Below are 23,529 nucleotides of genomic sequence, written 5' to 3'. Positions count from 1 at the left end.
CGGCAAACGGCGCTGAGTGATATCCGCTGACCGCACACCCCGTAGCAGCTGTCGAGCGCCAGCGAGGCTGCGTCGGCCGCACCGCCGACATCGTGTCTGCCTCGATCCCCGTTCGCACCCGACGCAGCCTCGCTGGCGCTCGACAGCTGCTACGGGGACGGGGTTGTGTTCTATGGCTTGGGGGCAGGGGCTGCCTCGGGTTTGTCCAGCTTCACCTCGAACCCATACTGCACCGTGTCCAGGCCGGTGCGCTGGTAGGTTTCCAATGTAGTCGGCTGGCCGTAGAAGTAATGCACGTCGAACAACGCCGTGCCGTACTCCGCGGCCCGGTGGCTGACGCCGAGGATTTCCTTCACGTAATTGCCGCTGGCATCCTTGGCATAGAACCTCCAGCTATCAGCGGGGAACAGCTTCTGATCGACAATCAGCGCGTTGTCTTTCAGCTCCAGGCCTTTGGGTAATTGCCCGGCAGTGACGCTGCCTTTTTCGATGGTGGCCAGGAACAGCGGCATCGATCCCACCGCATACCCCGGGTTTTCGGGGAACAGGTTCAGGTCATAGGTGATGGTGCCACGGCCCGGGTCAACCTCGTAGGCTTCGGCGGGCAGTTCGATCGGCTCGCCCAGCTTGCCTTCGTCGTTGGCGGTGAGGAAGGTCACGGGGGCGTCGCCACCACCGCGGTCGTCGCCTAGCAGGTCGTCGTTGAAGGTGTAGGGGTGGTCGAACTCGACGTGCGCCGCGCTGGCGTCATCCACCGACTGGTTGATGGTGACGCTTTTCTTCAGTTGGTCTTCGGACAGGGTGGCGTCCTTTAGCCAGTCGGCGGCCTGGTCGTCATACACGGTGACTGGCATCGGCAGGGGCTGTACGCTTTTCTCCAGGCTGTTTTTGTCGAAGCGCCGCACGGGCAGGTCCAGGTCCTTGCGAGTCACGGTGGCTTGGGAAAAGTCGAGGACGCTGACGTGCACATCGTCAATCAATCCATTGAAATACACCTTGGTGTAGTGGCTGCCCTGCTTGTGTTCGAAGGCTTTCTGCTCGTCTTCCAACTGCTTTTCAAAGGCGTCGGACCAGGTCGTCTGCTTTTGCATTTCAGCCAGCTGTTTTTCATAGAACGCCAGTTGCGCGGCGTTTTCGTTGATTGACCCGGAGCGCGAGAGAAATTGCCCGGTGGTGTCACGCGCCTGCACCAGCATCGGGTTTGGCGATTCGTCCGCGATTTCCGGCGCCAGCGGGGCGCTGTTGGTCAGTTCGATCTCGGCGTAGTTTTTTTCCAGGGCCAACAGGGTAATCGTGACGTTTTCTTCGGTGCGCTTGCGGCCCACGTCTTTTTTCGACAAGTCGAAAGTGAAGACTTTGCGCGGGGCGATCACTTCCACTTTGCCCTTGAGGCTAACGGGCTGTGGTTGGCTCTTGTTTTCAGTCTCGACGCCTTCGACGAACGGGTACGTCACCGTCAGGTCATCGGGGTTGGTCAGGTTGGAGCTGGTGGGGCTCAATTGGATGCCCGGGTCGGTTTCCGACCATTCCGGCTGGAAGGGGATGACCTTGTTGTTGCTCAAGGTCACCGACTGCCATTCCAGGCCGTGGGGGAAGGGGAATTGGTCGGGCACGTTGAAGTTGAACGGGAAGATCGGCTGCAGGTCGGTCAGGTAGTCCGAGTGGGAGGCCTTGCGCAGCACAAACAGGCCATTGATGTAGGTATCCACCAGGGCCTGGGGCGTGGGGTAATGCTTGAGCAGCGCCAGCGCGTCTTCGCTGTAGTCGGCTTCGATGGGCTTGGTGGCGAGCTTGACCCGTGCCCGTTCCAGTAAGAGCAGCGAGCCACCGAGTTCGGATACAGCGTCCTTGAGCTTGGGGTCCTGGATGGCGTCCAGGGATTGTTCGAACTTGGCGGTTTTCTCTTCGAGGCTGGCTTGCTTGTGTTCATCGCTTGGGGAACAACCGCTGCCCATCAGCAAGGCCGCGCACAAGCCAATGCTGGCCAAAGGGGTTCGCACATCCATTATCTGAGGTTTCCTGTCCGACATCATCGAGCCGAGTTGATGAGCTCGACACTAGCAGAAAAATTCTTTTACAGATGCCGTCCAGATCAGTTTTCTCGACGGTTTCTGGGGTTTGGACGCGGCTGGTATACTCGGCGCCATTTTTAGCCAAGCTGTGTGAGATTCAATGGAACGCTTTATCGAAAACGCAATGTATGCCTCACGCTGGCTGTTGGCACCGATCTATTTCGGGTTGTCCCTGGGGCTGCTGGCGCTGGGGTTGAAGTTCTTCCAGGAAGTGTTCCATGTGATTCCCATGGTGTTCTCCATGAGCGAGTCGGATGTGATCCTGGTGCTGCTGTCGTTGATCGACATGGCCCTGGTGGGCGGCCTGTTGGTGATGGTGATGATCAGCGGCTACGAGAACTTCGTTTCCCAGCTCGATATCGACGAAAGCAAAGAGAAGCTCAACTGGCTGGGGACCATGGATTCCTCGTCGCTGAAGATGAAAGTCGCAGCGTCGATCGTGGCGATTTCGTCGATCCATTTGCTGCGGGTCTTCATGGACGCCAAGAACGTCGACCCCGAGCACTTGAAGTGGTACGTGATTATTCACATGACCTTTGTCGTATCGGCGTTTGCCATGGGCTACCTGGACAAACTCACCAAGCATTAATTACCCCCTGGCGCTCTCCAGCGCCGGGCTCATCAAGGGCGGGGCTTGTGTGCTAGTCTGCTCGCCCTTTTAGTTTGGACGACACCCGTGTCGTCCTACAGCGGAGCCTTTCCATGTCCGAAGTTAATCTGTCCACCGACGAAACCCGCGTGAGCTACGGCATTGGCCGTCAGTTGGGCGACCAACTGCGCGACAACCCGCCACCGGGCGTGAGCCTGGACGCGATCCTGGCTGGCCTGACCGACGCTTTCGCCGGCAAGCCTAGCCGTGTGGACCAAGAGCAAATGGCCGCCAGCTTCAAGGTCATCCGCGAAATCATGCAAGCTGAAGCGGCTGCCAAGGCTGAAGCGGCTGCTGGCGAAGGCCTGGCTTTCCTGGCTGACAATGCCAAGCGTGATGGCATCACCACCCTGGCTTCCGGCCTGCAATTTGAAGTGCTGACTGCAGGTAGCGGCGCCAAGCCGACCCGTGAAGACCAGGTGCGTACCCACTACCACGGCACCCTGATCGACGGCACTGTGTTCGACAGCTCCTACGAGCGCGGCCAGCCTGCAGAATTCCCGGTTGGCGGCGTGATCGCCGGCTGGACCGAAGCCCTGCAACTGATGAATGCCGGCAGCAAATGGCGTCTGTACGTGCCGAGCGAACTGGCTTACGGCGCTCAAGGCGTTGGCAGCATCCCGCCGCACAGCGTTCTGGTGTTCGACGTCGAGCTGCTCGACGTTCTGTAACACCTGCTGACAGCTGCTCCTGGCTCTAGGTGGGAGCTGGCTTGCCGGCGATAGCATCACCTCGGTTTCAAGTTAAACCGAGTCGTTTGCATCGCGGGCAAGCCCGGCTCCCACATAGAGCCAGAGTTATTCAGGTTTTGCAGGTTGCTCATGGATGAAACTTGCCATTGAGATCCGTCACCGGGCGCAACGCCCGGGCATAGCAGAACAGAAACAGATTGCGCACCACTTCCTTCAATACCGAGGGTTCGCTGGAACTCAGGCCATTGACGTCCAGGTCGCCCTGATCCTGCAGTTCGCTTAACGCTTCTTCTTCCAGCACTGCGCAGACTTCCCCGGTTTCCCGATGGAGGATTCGCAGGTAAGGGTGTGGGCGGTCCAGCCAGGCATCGATCAAATAAGTCATGGGAACATCTCCTTGATGGGTTTCAATGAGAATAATTCTTATTCAAGGAATAGCAAGTGCCTATTGGCGATTTCCGGACTTTTCTGTGTGGATATTGTTTTTGATCAAAAGGCCTGGCCTTTTGCCGCCAGTGCGCAGTGGCGCGGGGAGGGTGAAGCGCCATCCCGTGCAGGGCACGAGATGGAGGCAGCTGGGTCAGACCTTGCGCACGAACTCGGACTTGAGTTTCATCGGGCCGATACCGTCGATCTTGCAGTCGATATCGTGGTCGCCATCGCACAGGCGGATGTTCTTGACCTTGGTGCCGACCTTGACCACCAGCGAGGTGCCTTTGACCTTGAGGTCCTTGATCACGGTGATGGTATCGCCGTCCTGCAGGACGTTGCCCACCGAGTCTTTCTTCACGGATTCATCGCTGGCCGCCTCGGCTTCGCCACCGACGGCCCATTCATGGGCGCATTCCGGGCAAATCAGCTGGGCGCCGTCTTCGTAGGTGTATTCGGAATTGCATTTCGGGCAGGGTGGCAACGTGCTCACTAAAGCTCCTTTGGTTTCAGGATGGCTAAAAAGCGCACATTATATAGGGTTTTAGCCGGGCAGGGGGCAGCAACGCCAGAGAACGCCGTGGGAGCTGGCTTGCCTGCGATACAGGCACCTCGGTTAGTCTGTTACACCGCGGTGACGCAATCGCAGGCAAGCCAGCTCCCACATGAAGCAGAGCAGAATCCCAGCTCCCACATGAAGCAGAGCAGAATCAGTGTGTGCGGGCGACCGCAAACTCACTCAGCTCAACCAGGGCATCCCGGTATTCGCTGGCTGGAAGGGCTTCCAGGCATTGGATGGCGCGAGCGACGTAGTCGCGGGCCAGTTGCGCGGTGTATTCAAGGGAGCCCGAGGCTTCCACGGCTTCACGGATGCTTTCCAGGTCTTCGATCCCGCCTTTCTGGATCGCCTTGCGCACCAGGGCGGCCTGTTCCGGCGTGCCTTCGCGCATGGTGTAGATCAGCGGCAAGGTCGGCTTGCCCTCGGCCAGGTCGTCACCGACGTTCTTGCCCAGGGTTTCGGCGTCGCCGCGATAGTCCAGCAGGTCGTCCACGAGCTGGAAGGCCACGCCCAGGTGATCTCCGAAGGTGCGCAGGGCTTCGCTCTGCTCAGGCGTCGCTTCGCACAGGGCCGCGGCGCTGTGGGTCGAGGCTTCGAAGAGCATCGCGGTTTTGCCGCGGATCACTTCCATGTAGGTTTCTTCGGTGGTGCTGGCGTCGCGCACCTTCGACAGCTGCAACACTTCGCCTTCGGCGATGATGCGCGTGGCCTGTGAAAGAATCTTCATCACCGGCATCGAGCCCAGCTCGACCATCATTTCGAACGAGCGCGAGTACAGGAAGTCGCCCACCAGCACGCTCGGCGCGTTGCCCCACATCGCGTTGGCCGTCTCGCGGCCACGGCGCATGCCGGACATGTCTACCACGTCGTCGTGCAGCAGGGTGGCGGTGTGCAGGAACTCGATGGTCGCGGCCAGCAGGCGCAGGTCATCGCCTTCGCGGCCCAGGGCCTTGCCACACAGCAACACTAATAAAGGACGCAGGCGTTTACCGCCGGCCGACGTAATGTAGTCGCCAATTTTGGAGACCAGCGGCACTTTAGAAGTCAGCTGCTTCTTGATGATGCCGTCGACGGCGCTAAAATCGTCCGCCACCGCGCGGTAGAAAGCTTGGGGTTGCATCAGCGACAGTCGCTCCAGAAGGGTTGCGCGGCATGCTAGGACCCACGCCCCGTAGTGTCAAGGCGCGGCCAGTCACCGTGAAAGCTACTGCGGGCTGGGAGCCTTCGGCTTTACGCACGCAATCCTGCGTCAAAAACAGGCTCGGAATGCTCATTTACAGCCAGTAAACTCCGCTTCCTCGCCTGTTTTTTCCTTGTCTTGCCTTCGCTCGCTACGCTTTCACGGCGACTGGCGGCTACTTGCAACACCTCCATAGCTTGCGTACAATCGCGCACCCTGAACTTCCTGGGCAGCACCTGCCTTACGCAATTGCATTCGGGACGTCCATCCCATGCAGCCATGCCAGCCAATACCTCTTCTTATAAAGCGCTGGGTGAGCAGGATTATCGGAGAAATACCATGTCGTACGCAGTAATTGTTACTGGTGGCAAGCAATACAAGGTCGCCCCAGGTGAATACCTGAAGATCGAGAAGCTGGAAATCGCTACTGGCGAATCCGTTACTTTTGATCGCGTTCTGTTGGTCGCCAATGGCGACGACGTGAACATCGGCGCTCCAGTTGTTGCAGGCGCTACCGTTGTGGCTGAAGTGATCTCCCAAGGTCGTCACGATAAAGTCCGCATCATCAAGTTCCGTCGTCGTAAGCACCACATGAAGCGTATGGGCCACCGCCAGTGGTACACCGAGATCAAAATCACCGGTATTCAGGCTTAATTTCAGCCTAATTCCTCACTAGGAGAATTGACTCATGGCACACAAAAAAGCTGGTGGTAGTACCCGTAACGGTCGCGACTCAGAAGCCAAACGCCTTGGCGTGAAGATGTATGGCGGCCAGGTTATCATTCCGGGCAACATCATCGTGCGTCAGCGCGGCACCCAATTCCACGCCGGTTACGGTGTTGGCATGGGTAAAGATCACACTCTGTTCGCTAAAATCGACGGCGTGATCAAGTTTGAAGTAAAAGGCGCTTTCAATCGCCGTTACGTGAGCATTGTCCCGAAGACTGAAGTCGTCGCGGCATAATTACGTAGTTGCTGGAAAAGCCCTGTCTCGCGACGGGGCTTTTTCGTTTGTGGGGTGAGTCTCTTGCAAAGCTGTTTGTGGTGGGCGAAGGCAGCTGGATTTGCGGTCGTTGATTGAGGTCGCTGCGCTCATTTTTGCAAGAGTCTTATGTCTTGGTTTCTTAAGCTCGTCCGTGCGGCGAGAGGCGTTTTGTTATGAAGTTCGTTGATGAAGTTTCGATCCGAGTAAAAGCTGGCGACGGCGGCAATGGTTGCATGAGTTTCCGTCGGGAAAAATTCATCGAAAACGGTGGCCCTAACGGTGGTGATGGTGGTGATGGCGGCTCGGTCTACATGGTCGCCGACGAAAACCTCAACACCCTGGTGGACTACCGTTACACCCGGCACTTCGATGCCGAGCGTGGCTCCAACGGCGGCAGCACCGACTGCACCGGTAAAAAAGGCGAAGAGCTGGTGTTGCGGGTTCCGGTCGGCACTACCGTGATCGACTCCGCTACCCAGGAAATCATCGGTGACCTGACCAAGGCCGGTCAGCGCCTGCTGGTGGCTCATGGTGGCTGGCACGGTCTGGGCAACACCCGTTTCAAATCCAGTACCAACCGTGCGCCACGCCAGACCACGCCGGGCAAGCCTGGCGAGCAGCGTGACCTCAAGCTGGAAATGAAGGTGCTGGCTGACGTGGGCCTGCTGGGCCTGCCGAACGCTGGCAAAAGTACGTTCATTCGTTCGGTGTCTGCTGCCAAGCCGAAAGTTGCCGATTACCCGTTCACTACCCTGGTGCCAAACCTGGGCGTGGTCAGTGTCGACCGCTGGAAAAGCTTCGTGGTCGCGGACATTCCGGGCCTGATCGAAGGTGCTTCCGACGGCGCGGGCCTGGGGATTCGTTTCCTCAAGCACTTGTCCCGTACCCGTTTGCTGTTGCACCTCGTCGACATGGCGCCGCTGGATGACACCAGTGCGCCGGACGCCGCCGAAGTGATCGTCAGCGAGCTGACCAAGTTCAGCCCGTCCCTGGCTGAGCGTGATCGTTGGTTGGTGCTGAACAAGTGCGACCAGATCCTTGAGGAAGAGCACGAAGAGCGCGTCAAGGAAATCGTCGATCGCCTGGAATGGACCGGTCCGGTCTACGTGATCTCGGCCATTGCCAAAGAAGGCACCGAGCGCCTGACTCGCGACATCATGCGTTACCTGGAAGACCGTGCCGACCGCCTGGCGGCCGACCCTGTCTACAAGGCTGAGTTGGCCGAGTTGGATCAGCGCATCGAAGACGAAGCCCGTGCCCAGTTGCAGGCGCTGGATGACCAGCGTGCCCTGCGCCGCAGCGGCGTCAAGTCGGTCCATGACATCGGTGACGATGATTGGGACGAAGAAGATGTGGATGATGAAGATGGCCCGGAAATCATTTACGTGCGCGACTGATTTTGTAGGAGCAAGCTTGCTCGCGAAAGGCTCAAGCGCGACGCGTTAATTCGCAAAGCGTGCGTGTCGTTGGCGTTCTTCGCGAACAAGCTCGCTCTTACAGGCGGTGTTATCATCGCCAAGCCAGTTCCCAAGGCGCCGCTCATTGAGCGGCGTTTTGGTGTCTGAAAAACGCAAATACGAATAATCGCACGGGTGGTGCTGGGTCGCGCCGCTCGCAAGCCAAGGTTGAAGATGATGCGGAGCAAGGTGACAGGTGCGCAGCGTTGGGTCGTTAAGATCGGTAGCGCGCTGCTGACGGCAGATGGCAAAGGGCTGGATCGTGCGGCCATGAGCGTCTGGGTGGACCAGATGGTGGCCTTGCATGAGGCTGGTGTCGAGTTGGTGTTGGTGTCGTCCGGGGCGGTTGCCGCGGGCATGAGCCGGCTCGGCTGGACCGCGCGACCCAGCGCGATGCACGAGCTGCAAGCCGCTGCCGCCATTGGTCAGATGGGCCTGGTGCAGGCCTGGGAATCCAGCTTTGCCGAGCATGGTCGCCATACGGCGCAGATTCTGCTGACCCATGACGACTTGTCCGACCGCAAGCGCTACCTGAACGCCCGCAGCACCTTGCGCGCGCTGGTCGAACTCAAAGTGATCCCGGTGATCAACGAGAACGACACCGTGGTGACCGACGAAATCCGCTTCGGCGACAACGACACCCTGGCGGCGCTGGTGGCGAACCTGGTTGAGGCTGACTTGCTGGTGATCCTCACGGATCGCGATGGCATGTTCGACGCCGACCCGCGAAACAACCCTGATGCCCAGCTGATTTACGAAGCGCGTGCCGATGACCCTGCGCTGGATGCGGTGGCTGGAAGTGTCGGTGGTGCTCTCGGGCGTGGCGGCATGCAGACCAAGCTGCGTGCGGCACGGCTGGCAGCGCGTTCTGGTGCGCATACCATCATCGTCGGCGGGCGGATCGAGCGGGTGCTGGATCGCCTCAAGGCGGGCGAGCGCATCGGTACGCTGCTGTCGCCTGAGCGCGGCATGCTGGCGGCGCGCAAGCAGTGGCTGGCGGGGCATCTTCAGACGCGCGGTACCCTGGTGCTGGATGCCGGGGCCGTATCGGCGTTGTCCCAGGGCAACAAAAGCCTGCTGCCGGTGGGCGTAAAGTTGGTCCAGGGCAGCTTCCGCCGTGGCGAGATGGTGGTGTGCGTGGCGCCGGACGGTCGTGAGATTGCCCGTGGCCTGGCCAACTACAGTGCCCTTGAGGCGCAGAAAATCATTGGGCAATCGTCTGATGCGATTGTCGGTCTGTTGGGTTACATGGCTGAACCGGAGCTGGTTCACCGGGATAACCTGATTCTGGTTTAAGCAAAAAGGATGTGTCGATGCGCGTAATGAAGGGATTGCTCGGTTTGCTGCTGGCGATGCCGTTGCTGGCGTCGGCCGAAGAGATTGGCCAGGTGTCGACGGTGTTCAAGTTTGTCGGCCCCAATGACCGGATCGTGGTCGAGGCCTTTGATGATCCGAAGGTGGATGGCGTGACTTGCTACCTGTCCCGCGCCAAGACGGGCGGGGTGAAGGGTGGCTTGGGCCTGGCAGAGGACCGTGCCGAGGCGTCGATTGCCTGTCGTCAGGTCGGCGCAATTCGCTTCAAGGGTGAGCTTAAGGATGGGGATGAGGTGTTCAAGGAGCGCACGTCCTTGGTATTCAAGACCATGCAGGTGGTGCGTTTCCTCGACAAGAAGCGCAACACGCTGGTGTATCTGGTCTATAGCGACCGCTTGATCGAAGGCAGCCCGCAGAATGCGGTGACGGCAATTCCGATCCTGCCGTGGCCTGCCGCGCAATAAATCTTGCCGGTGGCGCAGTTCTGCTCTGTGTGGGAGCTGGCTTGTCTGCGATAGCATCGCCGGCAAGCCAGCTCCCACATTTGTTTGCGCTACCTGTAAAAATCGCAGGCAATAAAAAACCGACCCTGAGGTCGGTTTTTTAACAAGCTTATCGCTTAGGCTGCAGCAGCAAGGTTCAGAGCCTTGATGTGGCCATTCAGACGACCTTTATGGCGAGCAGCTTTGTTCTTGTGGATGATGCCTTTATCGGCCATACGGTCGATAACTGGCACGGCCAGAACGTAAGCAGCTTGAGCTTTTTCAGCGTCTTTTGCGTCAATGGCCTTAACTACATTCTTGATGTAGGTACGAACCATGGAACGCAGGCTGGCGTTGTGGCTGCGACGCTTCTCAGCCTGTTTTGCACGTTTTTTGGCGGAAGGTGTGTTGGCCACCGTCGAGCTCCTCGAAAGACTTTTTAGGAAATAGCAAACAAAATAGGCCGCGAATCATGCCGATGAGTTGAAGTCTTGTCAAGGGCGAGTGATGCGAACTGCTGAGTGGTCGATCTTAAGAAGCGGATGATTTATTTCCGGCGCTTGACCTGTAAACTCGCGAGCTTTGGCTCTGTGCTTGTTGCAGGCGCGGAGTATCGCATATGTGGGCCATTTGTTCGCCTGCTCTTTATCTATAGGCAAAAACTCTTTCAATGAATCTGCTCAAATCGTTGGCCGCTGTCAGCTCTATCACGATGATTTCCCGGGTTCTGGGGTTTGTGCGTGACACGCTGCTGGCACGTATTTTTGGCGCCAGCATGGCCACGGATGCCTTCTTTATTGCCTTTAAACTGCCAAACCTGCTGCGACGGATCTTTGCCGAGGGGGCTTTTTCCCAGGCTTTTGTGCCGATCCTGGCGGAATACAAGGCCCAGCAAGGCGAGGAGGCGACCCGTACCTTTATTGCCTATGTTTCGGGTTTACTGACGTTGGTGCTGACGCTGGTGACCATCGCCGGGATGCTTGCCGCGCCCTGGGTGATATGGGCCACGGCCCCCGGTTTTGCCAATACGCCGGAAAAATTCGCCCTCACCACTGATCTGTTGCGGGTGACCTTTCCTTATATATTGCTGATTTCCCTGTCTTCCCTGGCCGGGGCGATCCTCAATACCTGGAACCGTTTCTCGGTGCCGGCGTTTGTGCCGACCCTGCTTAACGTCAGCATGATTATTTTTGCCTTGTTCCTCACGCCGTATTTCGATCCGCCCGTGATGGCCCTGGGCTGGGCGGTATTGGCCGGTGGCCTGGCACAATTGCTGTACCAGCTGCCGCACCTGAAGAAAATCGGCATGCTCGTGCTGCCGCGCCTCAACCTCAAGGACACCGGCGTCTGGCGGGTGATGCGCAATATGTTGCCGGCAATCCTTGGGGTTTCCGTCAGCCAGATCTCGCTGATCATCAACACCGCCTTTGCCTCATTGTTGGTATCGGGTTCGGTGTCGTGGATGTACTACGCCGACCGTCTGATGGAATTGCCATCTGGTGTGCTGGGTGTGGCGCTTGGCACCATCCTGCTGCCAACGCTGTCGCGCACTTACGCCAGTAAAGACCGCCACGGGTATTCGCGGATCCTCGATTGGGGCCTGCGGCTGTGCTTCGTGCTGGTGCTGCCGTGCGCCGTGGCCCTGGGGTTACTTGCCGAGCCGCTGACGGTTGCGCTGTTCCAGTACGGCCAGTTCACCGCGTTTGACGCCTCGATGACCCAGCGCGCGCTGATTGCCTACTCTGTTGGGCTGTTGGGCATTATCGTGATCAAGGTGCTGGCCCCGGGCTTTTATGCCCAACAAAACATTCGTACTCCGGTAAAAATCGCGATCTTCACCCTGGTGGTGACGCAGTTGCTCAACCTGGCGTTCATCGGCCCGCTGAAGCATGCCGGGCTGGCGCTGGCGATCAGCGTAGGTGCCTGCATCAACGCCGGGCTGCTGTTTTATCAACTGCGTAAACAGAAAATGTTCCAGCCTCAGGTCGGTTGGGGCCCGTTCGCCATCAAACTGGTTGTGGCGGTTGGCGCGATGGCTGCAGTGTTGCTGGGCCTGATGCACTTCATGCCCGCCTGGGATCAAGGCCATATGCTGGAGCGCTTCATGCGCCTCGGTGCGTTGGTGGTCGCTGGCATAGTGGTGTACTTCGGCATGTTGCTGCTCATGGGCTTCCGTTTGCGGGATTTCAATCGCAAGTCGCTGAACTAGAGAGTTTTCGTCGATAAAACGGTTGTTTTATCGATTCGCGCAAATGGCCTGCGCTGTTGCCTGTCGTCCGGGGCCGGGTGTGGTTATAATCGACCACTTTATGAGCAAGAAGCGCGTTATGCAGCTGGTTCGAGGTCTCCACAACCTGCGCCCCCAGCATCGGGGCTGCGTCGCCACTATTGGCAACTTTGACGGTGTTCACCGTGGCCACCAGGCTATCCTGGCCCGCCTGCGTGAGCGTGCGGTTGAGTTGGGCGTGCCCAGCTGCGTGGTGATTTTTGAACCACAGCCGCGTGAGTTCTTTACCCCGCAGACGGCGCCGGCGCGTCTGGCCCGCCTGCGGGACAAGCTGCAATTGCTGGCTGAAGAAGGCGTCGACCGTGTGCTCTGCCTGGCTTTCAACCAGCGTTTGCGCAGCCTGAGTGCCGCCGAGTTCGTCGACCGTATCCTGGTGGATGGCCTGGGCGTGCAGCACCTGGAGGTCGGCGACGACTTCCGTTTCGGTTGCGACCGGGTAGGCGATTTCGATTTCCTGCAACAGGCCGGCGTCACCCAGGGCTTTACCGTCGAAGCCGCGCAAACCGTCGAACTGGACGGCCTGCGCGTGAGCAGTACCCAGGTACGTAACGCCCTGGCCGCTGCCGACTTCGCCTTGGCCGAGCGCTTGCTCGGCCGCCCGTTCCGGATTGCCGGGCGGGTCCTGCACGGCCAGAAGCTGGCGCGCCAACTGGGCACGCCAACCGCCAACGTGCAACTCAAGCGCCGTCGCGTGCCACTGACCGGGGTTTACCTGGTGAGTGTCGACATCGACGGCCAATCGTGGCCCGGAGTCGCCAACATAGGCGTCAGGCCCACGGTTGCAGGTGATGGCAAGGCCCACCTGGAAGTTCACCTTTTGGATTTTGCCGGTGATTTGTATGACCGGCGTTTGACGGTGGCTTTCCACCAAAAGCTGCGTGAAGAGCAGCGTTTCGCCTCCCTGGAGGCGTTGAAAACGGCGATCAATGCGGATGTCGCCGCCGCCCGTGCACTAGCCGCACCTAGCGCCCATCGCTAATGAAGAGCCTTAAATGACCGACTATAAAGCCACGCTAAACCTTCCGGACACCGCCTTCCCAATGAAGGCCGGCCTGCCACAGCGCGAACCGCAGATCCTGCAGCGCTGGGACAGTATTGGCCTGTACGGAAAGTTGCGCGAGATTGGCAAGGATCGTCCGAAATTCGTCCTGCACGACGGCCCTCCTTATGCCAACGGCACGATTCACATCGGTCATGCGCTGAACAAGATTCTCAAGGACATGATCATCCGCTCGAAAACCCTTTCGGGTTTCGACGCGCCGTATGTTCCGGGCTGGGACTGCCATGGCCTGCCGATCGAACACAAGGTCGAAGTGACCTACGGCAAGAACCTGGGCGCCGATAAAACCCGCGAACTGTGCCGTGCCTACGCCACCGAGCAGATCGAAGGGCAGAAGTCCGAATTCATCCGCCTGGGTGTGTTGGGCGACTGGGCCAACCCTTACAAGACCATGGACTTCAAGAACGAGGCCGGTGAAATCCGCGCCTTGGCCGAAATCGTCAAGGGCGGCTTCGTGTTCAAGGGTCTCAAGCCCGTGAACTGGTGTTTTGACTGCGGCTCGGCCCTGGCTGAAGCGGAAGTCGAATACGAAGAGAAAAAGTCCTCGACCATCGACGTGGCCTTCCCGATCGCCGACGAGGCCAAGCTGGCCCAGGCGTTTGGCCTGGCAAGCCTGAGCAAACCGGCCGCCATCGTGATCTGGACCACCACCCCGTGGACCATCCCGGCCAACCAGGCGTTGAACGTGCACCCGGAATTCACCTACGCCCTGGTGGACGTCGGTGACCGCCTGCTCGTGCTCGCTGAAGAAATGGTCGAAGCCTGCCTGGCGCGCTACGAGCTGCAAGGCTCGGTGATCGCCACCACGACCGGCACCGCGCTGGAGCTGATCAACTTCCGTCACCCGTTCTATGACCGTCTGTCGCCGGTGTACCTGGCTGACTACGTTGAGCTGGGTTCGGGCACCGGTGTGGTTCACTGCTCGCCTGCCTACGGCGTGGACGACTTTGTCATCTGCAAGAAGTACGGCCTGGTTAACGATGACATCATCAACCCGGTGCAGAGCAACGGCGTTTATGTGCCGTCGCTGGAGTTTTTTGGCGGCCAGTTCATCTTCAAGGCTGACCCGGCGATCATCGACAAGCTGCGTGAAGTCGGTGCACTGATGCAAACCGACACCATCAAGCACAGCTACATGCACTGCTGGCGTCACAAGTCCCCGCTGATCTACCGCGCCACCGCGCAGTGGTTTATCGGCATGGACAAAGAGCCGACCAGTGGCGCGACCCTGCGTAACCGCGCGATCAAAGCCATCGAAGAGACCAAGTTCGTCCCGGCCTGGGGCCAGGCGCGCCTGCACTCGATGATCGCCAACCGCCCGGACTGGTGCATCTCCCGCCAGCGCAACTGGGGCGTGCCGATCCCGTTTTTCCTGAACAAGGAAAGCGGCGAGCTGCACCCACGTACCGTCGAACTGATGGAAGTGGTTGCCCAGCGTGTTGAACAAGAAGGTATCGAAGCCTGGTTCAAGCTGGACGCCGCCGAGCTGCTGGGCGACGAAGCGCCGCTGTACGACAAGATCAGCGACACCCTCGACGTGTGGTTCGACTCGGGCACCACCCACTGGCATGTGCTGCGTGGCTCGCACCCGATGGGTCACGAGACCGGTCCGCGTGCCGACCTGTACCTGGAAGGCTCGGACCAACACCGTGGCTGGTTCCACTCCTCGCTGCTGACAGGTTGCGCCATCGACAACCACGCGCCGTACCGCGAATTGCTGACCCACGGCTTCACCGTCGACGAGACGGGCCGCAAGATGTCCAAATCGCTGAAAAACGTAATCGAGCCGAAAAAGATCAACGACACCTTGGGCGCCGACATCATGCGCCTGTGGGTAGCCTCGACCGATTACTCGGGCGAAATCGCCGTGTCGGACCAGATCCTGGCCCGCAGCGCCGATGCCTACCGTCGTATCCGTAATACCGCACGCTTCATGCTGTCGAACCTGACCGGTTTCAACCCGGCCACCGACATCCTGCCGGCTGAGGAAATGCTCGCCCTGGACCGTTGGGCCGTGGACCGTACCCTGTTGCTGCAACGCGAGTTGCAAGAGCACTACGGCGAATACCGCTTCTGGAACGTCTACTCCAAGATCCACAACTTCTGCGTGCAGGAGCTGGGTGGTTTCTACCTCGACATCATCAAGGACCGCCAGTACACCACCGGCGCCAACAGCAAGGCCCGCCGTTCGGCGCAGACCGCGCTGTACCACATCTCTGAAGCGCTGGTGCGCTGGATCGCACCGATCCTGGCCTTCACCGCCGACGAACTGTGGGAATACCTGCCGGGCGAGCGTAACGAGTCCGTGATGCTCAACACCTGGTACGAAGGCCTGACCGAACTGCCGGCCGACTTTGAACTGGGCCGTGAGTACTGGGAAGGCGTGATGGCGGTCAAGGTTGCCGTGAACAAAGAGCTGGAAGTGCAGCGTGCGGCCAAGGCCGTGGGCGGTAACTTGCAGGCTGAAGTCACACTGTTTGCCGAGGAAGGCCTGACGGCCGACCTGGCCAAGCTGAGCAATGAACTGCGCTTCGTGCTGATCACCTCCACCGCCAGCCTGGCACCGTTTGCCCAGGCCCCTGCGGATGCCGTGGCCACCGAAGTACCGGGTCTCAAGCTCAAAGTGGTCAAGTCGGCCTTCGCCAAGTGCGCCCGTTGCTGGCACTGCCGTGAAGATGTCGGTGTGAACCCTGAGCACCCGGAAATCTGCGGTCGTTGCGTCGACAACATCACCGGCGCTGGCGAGGTTCGTCACTATGCCTGAAGCCAGTCGTTTTGGACGCCTGGGCTTGCTCGTGTTGAGCGTGCTGGTGCTGGTCATTGACCAACTCAGCAAAGCTCATTTCGAGGGCGCCTTGCAGATGTACCAGCAGATCGTGGTGATTCCCGACTACTTCAGCTGGACCCTGGCCTACAACACCGGCGCTGCGTTCAGCTTCCTGGCTGACAGCTCCGGCTGGCAGCGCTGGTTGTTTGCCCTGATCGCCGTGGTGGTCAGTGCCGTGCTGGTGGTGTGGCTCAAGCGCCTTGGGCGCGATGACACCTGGCTGGCGGTGGCGCTGGCCCTGGTGCTCGGTGGCGCGCTGGGTAACTTGTACGACCGCATCGCTCTGGGCCATGTGATCGACTTTATTCTGGTGCATTGGCAGAACCGCTGGTACTTCCCGGCGTTCAACTTTGCCGACAGCGCCATCACCGTCGGTGCAATCATGCTGGCGTTGGATATGTTCAAAAGTAAGAAAACCGGAGAGACCGTTCATGACTGAACAGGTATTGGCTGAACAACGCATCGGCCAGAACACGGAAGTCACCTTGCATTTCGCATTGCGCCTGGAGAATGGCGACACGGTCGACAGCACGTTCGACAAGGCTCCGGCGACCTTCAAGGTCGGCGACGGCAACCTACTGCCGGGTTTTGAAGCAGCCCTGTTCGGTTTCAAGGCCGGCGACAAGCGCAACCTGCAGATCCTGCCGGAAAACGCCTTTGGCCAGCCCAATCCGCAAAATGTGCAGATCATCCCGCGTTCGCAGTTCCAGGACATGGAACTGTCGGAAGGCTTGTTGGTGATCTTCAACGATGCGGCGAATACCGAACTGCCGGGTGTGGTGAAAGCCTTTGATGACGCGCAAGTGACCATCGACTTCAACCACCCGTTGGCCGGGAAAACCTTGACCTTTGATGTTGAAATCATCGACGTTAAAGCGCTGTAACTAACGAAACCGGCCTACTGTAGGACTGAGCCTGTTGTGGCGAGGGAGCTTGCTCCCGCTGGAGTGCATAGCACTCCCAAACTGTTCATCGAGATACATCTGACGTGTCTTGATTGCCCAGATTGGGGCTGCTTTGCAGCCCAGCGAGAGCAAGCTCCCTCACCACACAAGCTCGCTCCTAAAGGGCAAGACACGAGGCACAGCATGCAAATCAAACTCGCCAACCCCCGTGGCTTCTGCGCCGGCGTGGACCGGGCGATTGAAATCGTCAACCGCGCCCTGGAAGTCTTCGGGCCGCCGATTTATGTGCGCCATGAAGTCGTCCACAACAAATTCGTGGTCGAGGACCTGCGCAGTCGCGGTGCTATCTTCGTTGAAGAGCTGGACCAAGTGCCGGACGACGTTATTGTCATCTTCAGCGCCCACGGTGTTTCCCAGGCGGTACGCACTGAAGCGGCAGGCCGTGGCCTGAAAGTGTTCGATGCCACCTGCCCGCTGGTGACCAAGGTGCATATCGAGGTCGCGCGCTACAGCCGTGACGGGCGTGAGTGCATCCTGATCGGCCACGCCGGTCACCCGGAAGTCGAAGGCACCATGGGCCAGTATGACGCCAGCAATGGCGGCGCGATCTACCTGGTGGAAGACGAAAAAGACGTCGCCGCCTTGCAGGTGCACAACCCTGAAAAGCTGGCCTTTGTTACCCAGACCACCTTGTCCATGGACGACACCAGCCGCGTCATCGATGCCCTGCGTACGCGTTTCCCGGCCATCGGCGGGCCGCGCAAGGACGACATCTGCTACGCCACGCAAAATCGCCAGGATGCGGTCAAGCAGTTGGCCGACGAATGCGACGTGGTGCTGGTTGTGGGCAGCCCCAACAGCTCCAACTCCAACCGCCTGCGCGAACTGGCCGAGCGTATGGCCACTCCGGCGTACCTGATCGATGGTGCGGAAGACCTGCAGCGCAGCTGGTTCGACGGTGTCGAGCGCATCGGTATCACCGCGGGTGCCTCGGCCCCGGAAGTATTGGTACGCGGCGTTATCCAGCAACTGCAGGCTTGGGGCGCCACCGGCGCTGATGAGCTGGCTGGCCGGGAAGAAAACATCACTTTCTCCATGCCCAAGGAGCTGCGGGTCCGCTCGCTGCTCTGAGCCCAAGCGTGCCGGCATAGCCCCGGCACAGCGCCTGCTCGGTCTTGTTGCTGCGCAGGCTGATGCGCCCGCTGGCGGCCAGTACTATCTGATACAGGCTCAGTTGCTGGTCCGTTGCACATACGTGAACGGTGCCGGCGCTGAATGCTCCTGCTGACAGCAGCGGTTCTCCCAGGCCGCTGAAGCGTATCTGGGTTCTGACTGGCGTATTCCCCACAATCGGTATCTGGCCGCTGTCCTGGTGTACCAGCAGCACCGGATTGTGGTCGTCCAGATGGCCGCGACCGTTCAGGTCTAGTATCACCCTCCATCCCAGGCTCCAGTCATCGTCCAGTGCATGGATGACCACCGTGCGGTTGCGTGCGATAGCTTCTGTGCGGGCGTAACGTACCCCGCCAGCGAGGGATTCGGCGGCGCTCTGGCGTCGTTGCGACTCAAGCAACCCCTTCAAGCTGGGCACTGCCAGATTGGCCAGGATGCCACTCAGGAACAGGCCCAGTATCAGTTCAATCAGCGAGAAACCCCTTTGTTTCATGTGCCGTCCCTCCGTGGACGCGGTGTGCTTTTTCAGTGGGTGCCGGGTGGCAGACATAGTTATAGCGCCCAGGCTGATGCGTCGAATGGTGGCCATCCTGTCCAAAGTATTTCGCTTTGTTCCGGGGTGCAGCGCTCGGGCAAGACCGGCGCTAGTCTTGCGTTGCTTGGCAGATTTCCCGCTGCTTTTTGATGACCCTCGACATGGATGACGATGGTAATGAACGCTTGCCCCCTAACGATTCGCCCTCAACTGACCCAAGCCGGGATGACCCTGATCGAGGTCCTGGTCTCTGTGCTGATCCTGGCAGTCGGCCTGCTGGGCGCGGCGGTGATTCAGCTCAATGCGCTGAAATACGCCGACAGTTCCAGGATGACCAGTCAGGCCAGTTTCATTGCGTACGACATGCTCGACCGGATTCGCGCCAACTCTGGCGTGGATTACTCATGGGGGCAGAATGAGCGCGCGCCTTCCGGCACTTCGGTTGCAAGTGTGCGTGACCTGGACCTGCACGACTTCGAAGCCAACATCGCAGGGTTTGCCGGGGAAAGTGCCAAGGGGTCGGTTTCGGTCAGTCAGCGAGAGGTGACCATCAGCATCAGCTGGGATGACTCCCGTGGAGCGAAGGCTCAAGGCGCCCGGGAAACGTTCACCCTGACCAGCCGGGTTGCCGTCGATCCGAGGGTGTTGCCATGAAAGCGCCTGATCGGGGTTTCAGCCTGGTGGAGATGCTGCTGGCATTGGCCCTCGGCCTGGTGCTGATCATGGGCGTGACCCAGATTGCGCTCAGTTCCCGAATCACCTATGCCAGTCAGAACGCGGCTTCGCTGTTGCAGGATGATGCACGGTTTGTGCTGGGCAAGCTGATTCAGGAGATACGCCAGGTGGGTATGTTTGGTTGCCTGGCCACTGCCTCAATCAGTAATGCCCCCGTGGAGTTTGATCGTCCCATCGGCTGGAGTGCCATGGGCGGCTCCCGGTCCCTGACACTCATAACCGCTGACGTGGGCGAGGGCGGCAGCAAGCCTGACTGGGCGGTGCTTTCCGATTGCACCGGTACTGCCCACGCCTACGCGGGCGGCCCGCCAACACCGGCGTCCGGGCAAGTGCGCTTGCCACTGCGCAAGCTGACTTACACCTTTGAGGGTGATCAGTTGAAGTTCAGCACACTGGCGGCCCCGAGCAGGGCGGTGCTCGTGGATAACGTTGCGGCATTCGACATCAGCTTCGGCGTGGCCGACAAGCAGGGCTCAACGGTTGTCACCCGATATGACCCCAGCCCCGGCGATGAGTCGTTGATACGCAGCGTACGGATTCTACTGACACTTCAGGATCCAAAAGGGTTGGTTAAAGACCAGACCTACAGTGTTGTAGCGGCGCTGCGCAATCGTCTGGAGTAGCACCCATGGGTTATTACCCCTCTCGTTCAAGTCAGGCAGGCATGGTGTTGCTGATCAGTCTGGTGTTCCTGCTGCTGTTGGCGCTTCTCGGGCTGGCTTCGATGCGCGGAGCAATTTCGCAAGAAAAAATTACTGGCAGCACCCGGCAGCGCAACCAGTCGTTTCAGGTGGCCGAAAGCGGCCTAAGGCTCGGCGAGTCTGTGGTACAGGCGCCTGGGTTTGCGCGGCTTCCCTGCCGCTCGACTGCCGCGTGCGCGCCACCTGCCGAGTCGGTTTCGGTGGTTGGGCCTGGAACGAACCCCGTCTCTACGGTCACCTGGGTCGGGATGAAAAATGGCCTCTACGGTATTCAAAATCTGGGGCAGGCCAAGGGGCTCGCCCATCTTCCGGCAGAAACCCAGGCAAACCTTTATCGCGTGACCTCGGTGGGAGTCAGTGGCCACTCGCGTTCCGTCCTGGAGTCTGTGTATGCGCGAGTGGGCAGCGGACCCGGTGAGCGTTTTCGACGAATCATGTGGCGGCAACTTCAATAGGTGAGCAGCACGATGGGCAAGGATTGCACTGGTTTCACCCTGATCGAATTATTGATCGCCGTGGCGATCGTCGGGCTCCTGGCGGGCGTCGCCTATCCCGGATATACCAGCCATATGAAAAAGGTCTATCGCGCGCAAATCGCCGGGTTGCTGACCGAACAAGCCCAGCAGCTTGAGCGTTATTATGCGAGGAACGGCACTTTTATTGATGCGACTGGCGTCATCGCCGGCAATGATCGCTATAGAATCACTGCTGCATTGAACCCTCAGGATTTCGCTCTGCTTGCCACGCCTGCAAGTGACTCGGTGATGGCGGGTGATTCCTGTGCCGCCTTCAGCCTGAGCAGTACCGGCTTACGAAGCAATCCGGGAGCCGCGCCTGAAACGTCGCGCACGGCGTGCTGGGGGCAATGATGGCGACGCTGCATGATTGGGCGCCGGGCGTGCCTTTTTCTTTTATCGGCTGGATCGAACAATGGCTAAACAACAGCAAATAGTGGTTGTGGGTGGTGGGGTAATCGGATTGTTGACGGCGTTCAATCTGGCATCCCAAGGGCAGTCGGTTGTACTGCTGGACCGCTCGGCGGTCGGGCAGGAGTCTTCCTGGGCAGGTGGCGGCATTGTTTCGCCACTGTACCCGTGGCGCTACAGCCCTGCGGTGACTGCATTGGCGCATTGGTCCCAGGACTTCTACCCGCAACTGGCTGAACGTTTGTTCGCAGCTACCGGCGTCGATCCGGAAGTTCACACCACGGGCCTGTATTGGCTGGACCTGGAAGATGAAACCGAGGCGCTCGCCTGGGCCGCCCGTGAAAGGCGCCCGTTAAGCAAGGTGGATGTATCAGCTGCCCATGATGCTGTGCCGGTCCTGGGGGCCGGGTTTTCCCAGGCGATCTACATGGCGGATGTGGCCAATGTGCGCAATCCAAGGCTGGTCAAATCCCTCAAGGCAGCCTTGCTGGCCCTGCCAGGCGTGACGATTCACGAACAATGCGCGGTTGAGGGCTTTATTCAGGAGGGCGGTAAAGTTGTCGGGGTGAATACCGCACTCGGGCCGATACGTGGCGATCACGTAGTACTTGCGGCCGGTGCCTGGAGCGGTGAGCTGCTGGGTAGCCTGGGGTTGGCGTTGCCCGTGGAACCGGTCAAGGGGCAGATGATCCTGTACAAATGCGCGTCGGACTTTTTGTCGTGCATGGTCCTGGCCAAGGGCCGCTATGCAATTCCCCGGCGCGATGGGCACATTCTGATCGGCAGCACGCTGGAGCATGAAGGCTTCGACAAGACGCCCACCGATTCCGCGCTGGCAAGCTTGAAAGCCTCTGCCGTGGAGTTGATTCCGGCCCTGGCCGATGCTGAAGTGGTGGGGCATTGGGCTGGCTTGCGGCCCGGGTCGCCAGAAGGCATTCCCTATATCGGCAAGGTGCCCGGGTTTGAAGGGCTGTGGCTCAACTGCGGGCATTACCGCAACGGCCTGGTACTGGCGCCGGCGTCCTGCCAGTTGTTTGCCGATTTGTTGCTGGAGCGTGAGCCGATCATTGACCCGGCGCCTTACGCACCCGCAGGCCGAATCAACGCTGGATAGACTTCGGGCCCTGCTCAAGATGCGCCTGGGTGCAATACCAGTCCTGGCGTTGGCTCAAGGCCCGATCCTGCGGCAGGTGAAGGCCACAGTGGGCGCAACGAACCATCTGGATAGTGCCGGGTTCGCTGGGCCGTTGCTGTTTGGCGGCCGGGCTTTTGAATTTGCGCCAAAACCATACCGCGGCGGCAATAACGGCAATCCAGAACAGTAGACGAACCATGGTGGGCAGCTTCTCGACAAGGAATTCGGCAGTTTAGCCAAGGACGTGACACGCGCACAGCGGAATTAAATCGCAGACAAAAAAAGGGAGACCCGAGGGTCTCCCTTTTTGCATCGCGGCGAACAATCAGTCGAATACACCGAAAGTCATGTAGCTGAACCACGAGCGATCTTCATTGTTGCCCAGGGCTTGAGGGCCTTGTTCTTCAATGATGTCGCCGTTTTCGTCACGCGGCTTGAGGTCCGATGGAATCGAATCCTTGGCATCCTGGTACTGCTTGATGATGTCCTGGTTGGCGCGGGTTTCGCCCGGCGGCAGCGGTGGACGGGACTCGATCAGGCCCAGGGTGTATTTGCTCAACCACGAACGGTTGTCGGCTTCGGCAACCTGAGGCACGAACTGACCGTCCTTCAGGCTTGGGTGGTCGGGGTAGTTCAGCTTCAGGGTTTCCAGGCTGGTTGCAGCCAGGGCGTCCAGGTGCAAGCGCTGGTAAGCCTCGGTCATCACGGCCAGGCCGTCACCCACGGATGGGGTTTCCTGGAAGTTTTCCACTACATAGCGGCCACGGTTGGCGGCTGCGACATAGGCCTGACGGGTCAGGTAGTAGTGGGCTACGTGGATCTCATAGGAAGCCAGCAGGTTGCGCAGGTAGATCATGCGCTGCTTGGCGTCCGGCGCGTAGCGGCTGTTTGGGTAGCGGCTGGTCAGCTGCGCAAACTCGTTGTAGGAGTCGCGGGCAGCGCCCGGGTCACGCTTGGTCATGTCCAGCGGCAGGAAGCGCGCCAGCAGGCCAACGTCCTGGTCAAACGAGGTCAGGCCCTTGAGGTAGTAGGCATAGTCGACGTTCGGGTGCTGCGGGTGCAGGCGGATAAAACGCTCGGCGGCGGACTTGGCAGCTTCCGGTTCAGCGTTCTTGTAGTTGGCGTAGATCAGCTCAAGCTGGGCCTGGTCGGCGTAGCGCCCGAACGGATACCGCGACTCCAGTGCCTTCAGCTTTGCCGTGGCGCTGGTGTAGCTGTTGTTGTTCAGGTCGGTCTGAGCTTGTTGGTACAGCTCGACCTCGCTCAGGTTTTCGTCGACGACTTCCTTTGTTGACGAGCAAGCAGCAGTCATGGCGAGGATGGCGATCAGCAGCAGGTGTTTCACTTGCATGGCGGCTTGCGTCCCTATGACGGCCGCTGTCTTGGGCGGGGCCGTCCTGTTATGATGAGCGCCCCTTGGAAAGCC

26 protein-coding genes are annotated in these 23,529 nt (G+C 59.5%); 18 read left to right on the top strand and 8 right to left on the bottom strand.

Features of this window, described 5'->3' with window-relative positions:
• Positions 1 to 170 precede the first annotated feature (170 nt).
• Positions 171 to 2,006, bottom strand: a complete 1,836-nt coding sequence (locus tag ACZRN6_RS30315) for a hypothetical protein (RefSeq protein ID WP_322147610.1) — start codon at positions 2,004 to 2,006, stop codon at positions 171 to 173.
• A 166-nt stretch (positions 2,007 to 2,172) separates the two neighbouring features.
• Between ACZRN6_RS30315 and ACZRN6_RS30310 the strand changes: the two genes are divergently transcribed.
• Positions 2,173 to 2,661 (top strand): TIGR00645 family protein, encoded by a 489-nt coding sequence (locus ACZRN6_RS30310; RefSeq protein ID WP_076014015.1) that lies wholly within the window; start codon positions 2,173 to 2,175, stop codon positions 2,659 to 2,661.
• A gap of 113 nt (positions 2,662 to 2,774) precedes the next feature.
• Complete coding sequence (locus ACZRN6_RS30305; RefSeq protein WP_322147608.1) at positions 2,775 to 3,392, top strand: FKBP-type peptidyl-prolyl cis-trans isomerase; 618 nt, start codon at positions 2,775 to 2,777, stop codon at positions 3,390 to 3,392.
• 148 nt (positions 3,393 to 3,540) lie between these two features.
• On the opposite strand, the gene ACZRN6_RS30300 is transcribed toward ACZRN6_RS30305, so the two are convergent.
• The 3 genes from ACZRN6_RS30300 to ACZRN6_RS30290 form a co-directional block, all read right to left on the bottom strand.
• Entirely contained in the window at positions 3,541 to 3,798 is a 258-nt protein-coding gene (locus ACZRN6_RS30300; RefSeq protein WP_088425973.1) for a PA4570 family protein, read from the bottom strand.
• Between the two features lie 195 nt (positions 3,799 to 3,993).
• Complete coding sequence (locus ACZRN6_RS30295) at positions 3,994 to 4,335, bottom strand: zinc ribbon domain-containing protein YjdM (RefSeq protein ID WP_003215858.1); 342 nt, start codon at positions 4,333 to 4,335, stop codon at positions 3,994 to 3,996.
• A gap of 217 nt (positions 4,336 to 4,552) precedes the next feature.
• Entirely contained in the window at positions 4,553 to 5,521 is a 969-nt protein-coding gene (locus ACZRN6_RS30290; RefSeq protein ID WP_003215860.1) for a polyprenyl synthetase family protein, read from the bottom strand.
• Positions 5,522 to 5,920: 399 nt separating this feature from the next.
• Here ACZRN6_RS30290 and rplU point away from each other — a divergent pair, with 399 nt between their 5' ends.
• The 5 genes from rplU (at position 5,921) to ACZRN6_RS30265 (ending at position 9,801) form a co-directional block, all read left to right on the top strand.
• Positions 5,921 to 6,235, top strand: coding sequence for a 50S ribosomal protein L21 (gene rplU, locus ACZRN6_RS30285; RefSeq protein WP_003176051.1), 315 nt, complete (start codon positions 5,921 to 5,923; stop codon positions 6,233 to 6,235).
• A 34-nt stretch (positions 6,236 to 6,269) separates the two neighbouring features.
• On the top strand, positions 6,270 to 6,545 hold the full coding sequence (gene rpmA, locus ACZRN6_RS30280; protein WP_003215862.1) for a 50S ribosomal protein L27: 276 nt from the start codon (positions 6,270 to 6,272) through the stop codon (positions 6,543 to 6,545).
• A 194-nt stretch (positions 6,546 to 6,739) separates the two neighbouring features.
• Positions 6,740 to 7,963 carry an Obg family GTPase CgtA gene (gene cgtA / locus ACZRN6_RS30275; RefSeq protein ID WP_010174956.1) on the top strand — a complete coding sequence of 408 codons (1,224 nt, stop codon included), beginning with the start codon at positions 6,740 to 6,742 and terminating at the stop codon, positions 7,961 to 7,963.
• Between the two features lie 237 nt (positions 7,964 to 8,200).
• Complete coding sequence (gene proB / locus ACZRN6_RS30270) at positions 8,201 to 9,319, top strand: glutamate 5-kinase (protein WP_322148757.1); 1,119 nt, start codon at positions 8,201 to 8,203, stop codon at positions 9,317 to 9,319.
• A gap of 17 nt (positions 9,320 to 9,336) precedes the next feature.
• Positions 9,337 to 9,801, top strand: a complete 465-nt coding sequence (locus ACZRN6_RS30265; protein WP_464009558.1) for a CreA family protein — start codon at positions 9,337 to 9,339, stop codon at positions 9,799 to 9,801.
• A 155-nt stretch (positions 9,802 to 9,956) separates the two neighbouring features.
• Here the strand turns inward: ACZRN6_RS30265 and rpsT are convergent, their stop codons facing one another.
• Positions 9,957 to 10,235, bottom strand: a complete 279-nt coding sequence (rpsT, locus tag ACZRN6_RS30260; RefSeq protein WP_003215870.1) for a 30S ribosomal protein S20 — start codon at positions 10,233 to 10,235, stop codon at positions 9,957 to 9,959.
• Positions 10,236 to 10,489: 254 nt separating this feature from the next.
• On the opposite strand from rpsT, the gene murJ reads away from it, so the two are divergent.
• From murJ to ispH, 6 genes are all read left to right on the top strand, one after another.
• Positions 10,490 to 12,028, top strand: a complete 1,539-nt coding sequence (gene murJ, locus ACZRN6_RS30255; protein ID WP_464009557.1) for a murein biosynthesis integral membrane protein MurJ — start codon at positions 10,490 to 10,492, stop codon at positions 12,026 to 12,028.
• Positions 12,029 to 12,146: 118 nt separating this feature from the next.
• Entirely contained in the window at positions 12,147 to 13,085 is a 939-nt protein-coding gene (gene ribF / locus ACZRN6_RS30250; RefSeq protein WP_003215874.1) for a bifunctional riboflavin kinase/FAD synthetase, read from the top strand.
• 13 nt (positions 13,086 to 13,098) lie between these two features.
• Positions 13,099 to 15,930 (top strand): isoleucine--tRNA ligase, encoded by a 2,832-nt coding sequence (gene ileS / locus ACZRN6_RS30245; protein ID WP_464009556.1) that lies wholly within the window; start codon positions 13,099 to 13,101, stop codon positions 15,928 to 15,930.
• Positions 15,923 to 16,432, top strand: coding sequence for a signal peptidase II (lspA, locus tag ACZRN6_RS30240; RefSeq protein ID WP_322147594.1), 510 nt, complete (start codon positions 15,923 to 15,925; stop codon positions 16,430 to 16,432). Before ileS ends, lspA begins: the two co-directional genes overlap by 8 nt.
• 7 nt (positions 16,433 to 16,439) lie before the next feature.
• A complete protein-coding gene (fkpB, locus tag ACZRN6_RS30235; protein ID WP_003215879.1) occupies positions 16,440 to 16,877 on the top strand; it encodes an FKBP-type peptidyl-prolyl cis-trans isomerase in 438 nt (145 codons plus the stop codon).
• A 204-nt stretch (positions 16,878 to 17,081) separates the two neighbouring features.
• Positions 17,082 to 18,029 carry a 4-hydroxy-3-methylbut-2-enyl diphosphate reductase gene (gene ispH, locus ACZRN6_RS30230; protein WP_322147593.1) on the top strand — a complete coding sequence of 316 codons (948 nt, stop codon included), beginning with the start codon at positions 17,082 to 17,084 and terminating at the stop codon, positions 18,027 to 18,029.
• Here ispH and ACZRN6_RS30225 read toward each other — a convergent pair.
• Positions 17,983 to 18,564, bottom strand: a complete 582-nt coding sequence (locus ACZRN6_RS30225; protein ID WP_464009555.1) for a GspH/FimT family pseudopilin — start codon at positions 18,562 to 18,564, stop codon at positions 17,983 to 17,985. The genes ispH and ACZRN6_RS30225 overlap by 47 nt on opposite strands.
• A gap of 219 nt (positions 18,565 to 18,783) precedes the next feature.
• Between ACZRN6_RS30225 and pilV the strand changes: the two genes are divergently transcribed.
• The 5 genes from pilV to thiO all read left to right on the top strand — a co-directional run bounded on the left by pilV (position 18,784) and on the right by thiO (position 22,082).
• Complete coding sequence (gene pilV / locus ACZRN6_RS30220) at positions 18,784 to 19,260, top strand: type IV pilus modification protein PilV (protein ID WP_464009554.1); 477 nt, start codon at positions 18,784 to 18,786, stop codon at positions 19,258 to 19,260.
• Complete coding sequence (locus ACZRN6_RS30215; protein WP_464009553.1) at positions 19,257 to 19,964, top strand: PilW family protein; 708 nt, start codon at positions 19,257 to 19,259, stop codon at positions 19,962 to 19,964. Before pilV ends, ACZRN6_RS30215 begins: the two co-directional genes overlap by 4 nt.
• Before the next feature lie 5 nt (positions 19,965 to 19,969).
• A complete protein-coding gene (locus tag ACZRN6_RS30210) occupies positions 19,970 to 20,497 on the top strand; it encodes a pilus assembly PilX family protein (RefSeq protein ID WP_322147588.1) in 528 nt (175 codons plus the stop codon).
• A gap of 12 nt (positions 20,498 to 20,509) precedes the next feature.
• The gene (locus tag ACZRN6_RS30205) at positions 20,510 to 20,911 is read left to right on the top strand and encodes a type IV pilin protein (protein ID WP_464009552.1); all 402 of its coding nucleotides are present in this window, start codon (positions 20,510 to 20,512) and stop codon (positions 20,909 to 20,911) included.
• 61 nt (positions 20,912 to 20,972) lie between these two features.
• Positions 20,973 to 22,082, top strand: a complete 1,110-nt coding sequence (gene thiO, locus ACZRN6_RS30200; RefSeq protein ID WP_322147586.1) for a glycine oxidase ThiO — start codon at positions 20,973 to 20,975, stop codon at positions 22,080 to 22,082.
• Here the strand turns inward: thiO and ACZRN6_RS30195 are convergent.
• Positions 22,069 to 22,302 (bottom strand): PP0621 family protein, encoded by a 234-nt coding sequence (locus ACZRN6_RS30195; RefSeq protein WP_322147585.1) that lies wholly within the window; start codon positions 22,300 to 22,302, stop codon positions 22,069 to 22,071. The genes thiO and ACZRN6_RS30195 overlap by 14 nt on opposite strands.
• 126 nt (positions 22,303 to 22,428) lie before the next feature.
• Complete coding sequence (locus tag ACZRN6_RS30190) at positions 22,429 to 23,454, bottom strand: outer membrane protein assembly factor BamD (RefSeq protein ID WP_322147584.1); 1,026 nt, start codon at positions 23,452 to 23,454, stop codon at positions 22,429 to 22,431.
• Between the last annotated feature and the right edge of the window lie 75 nt (positions 23,455 to 23,529).

It is taken from the genome of Pseudomonas sp. A125, assembly GCF_055409485.1.
This window is presented reverse-complemented; position numbering and strand designations above follow the sequence as displayed.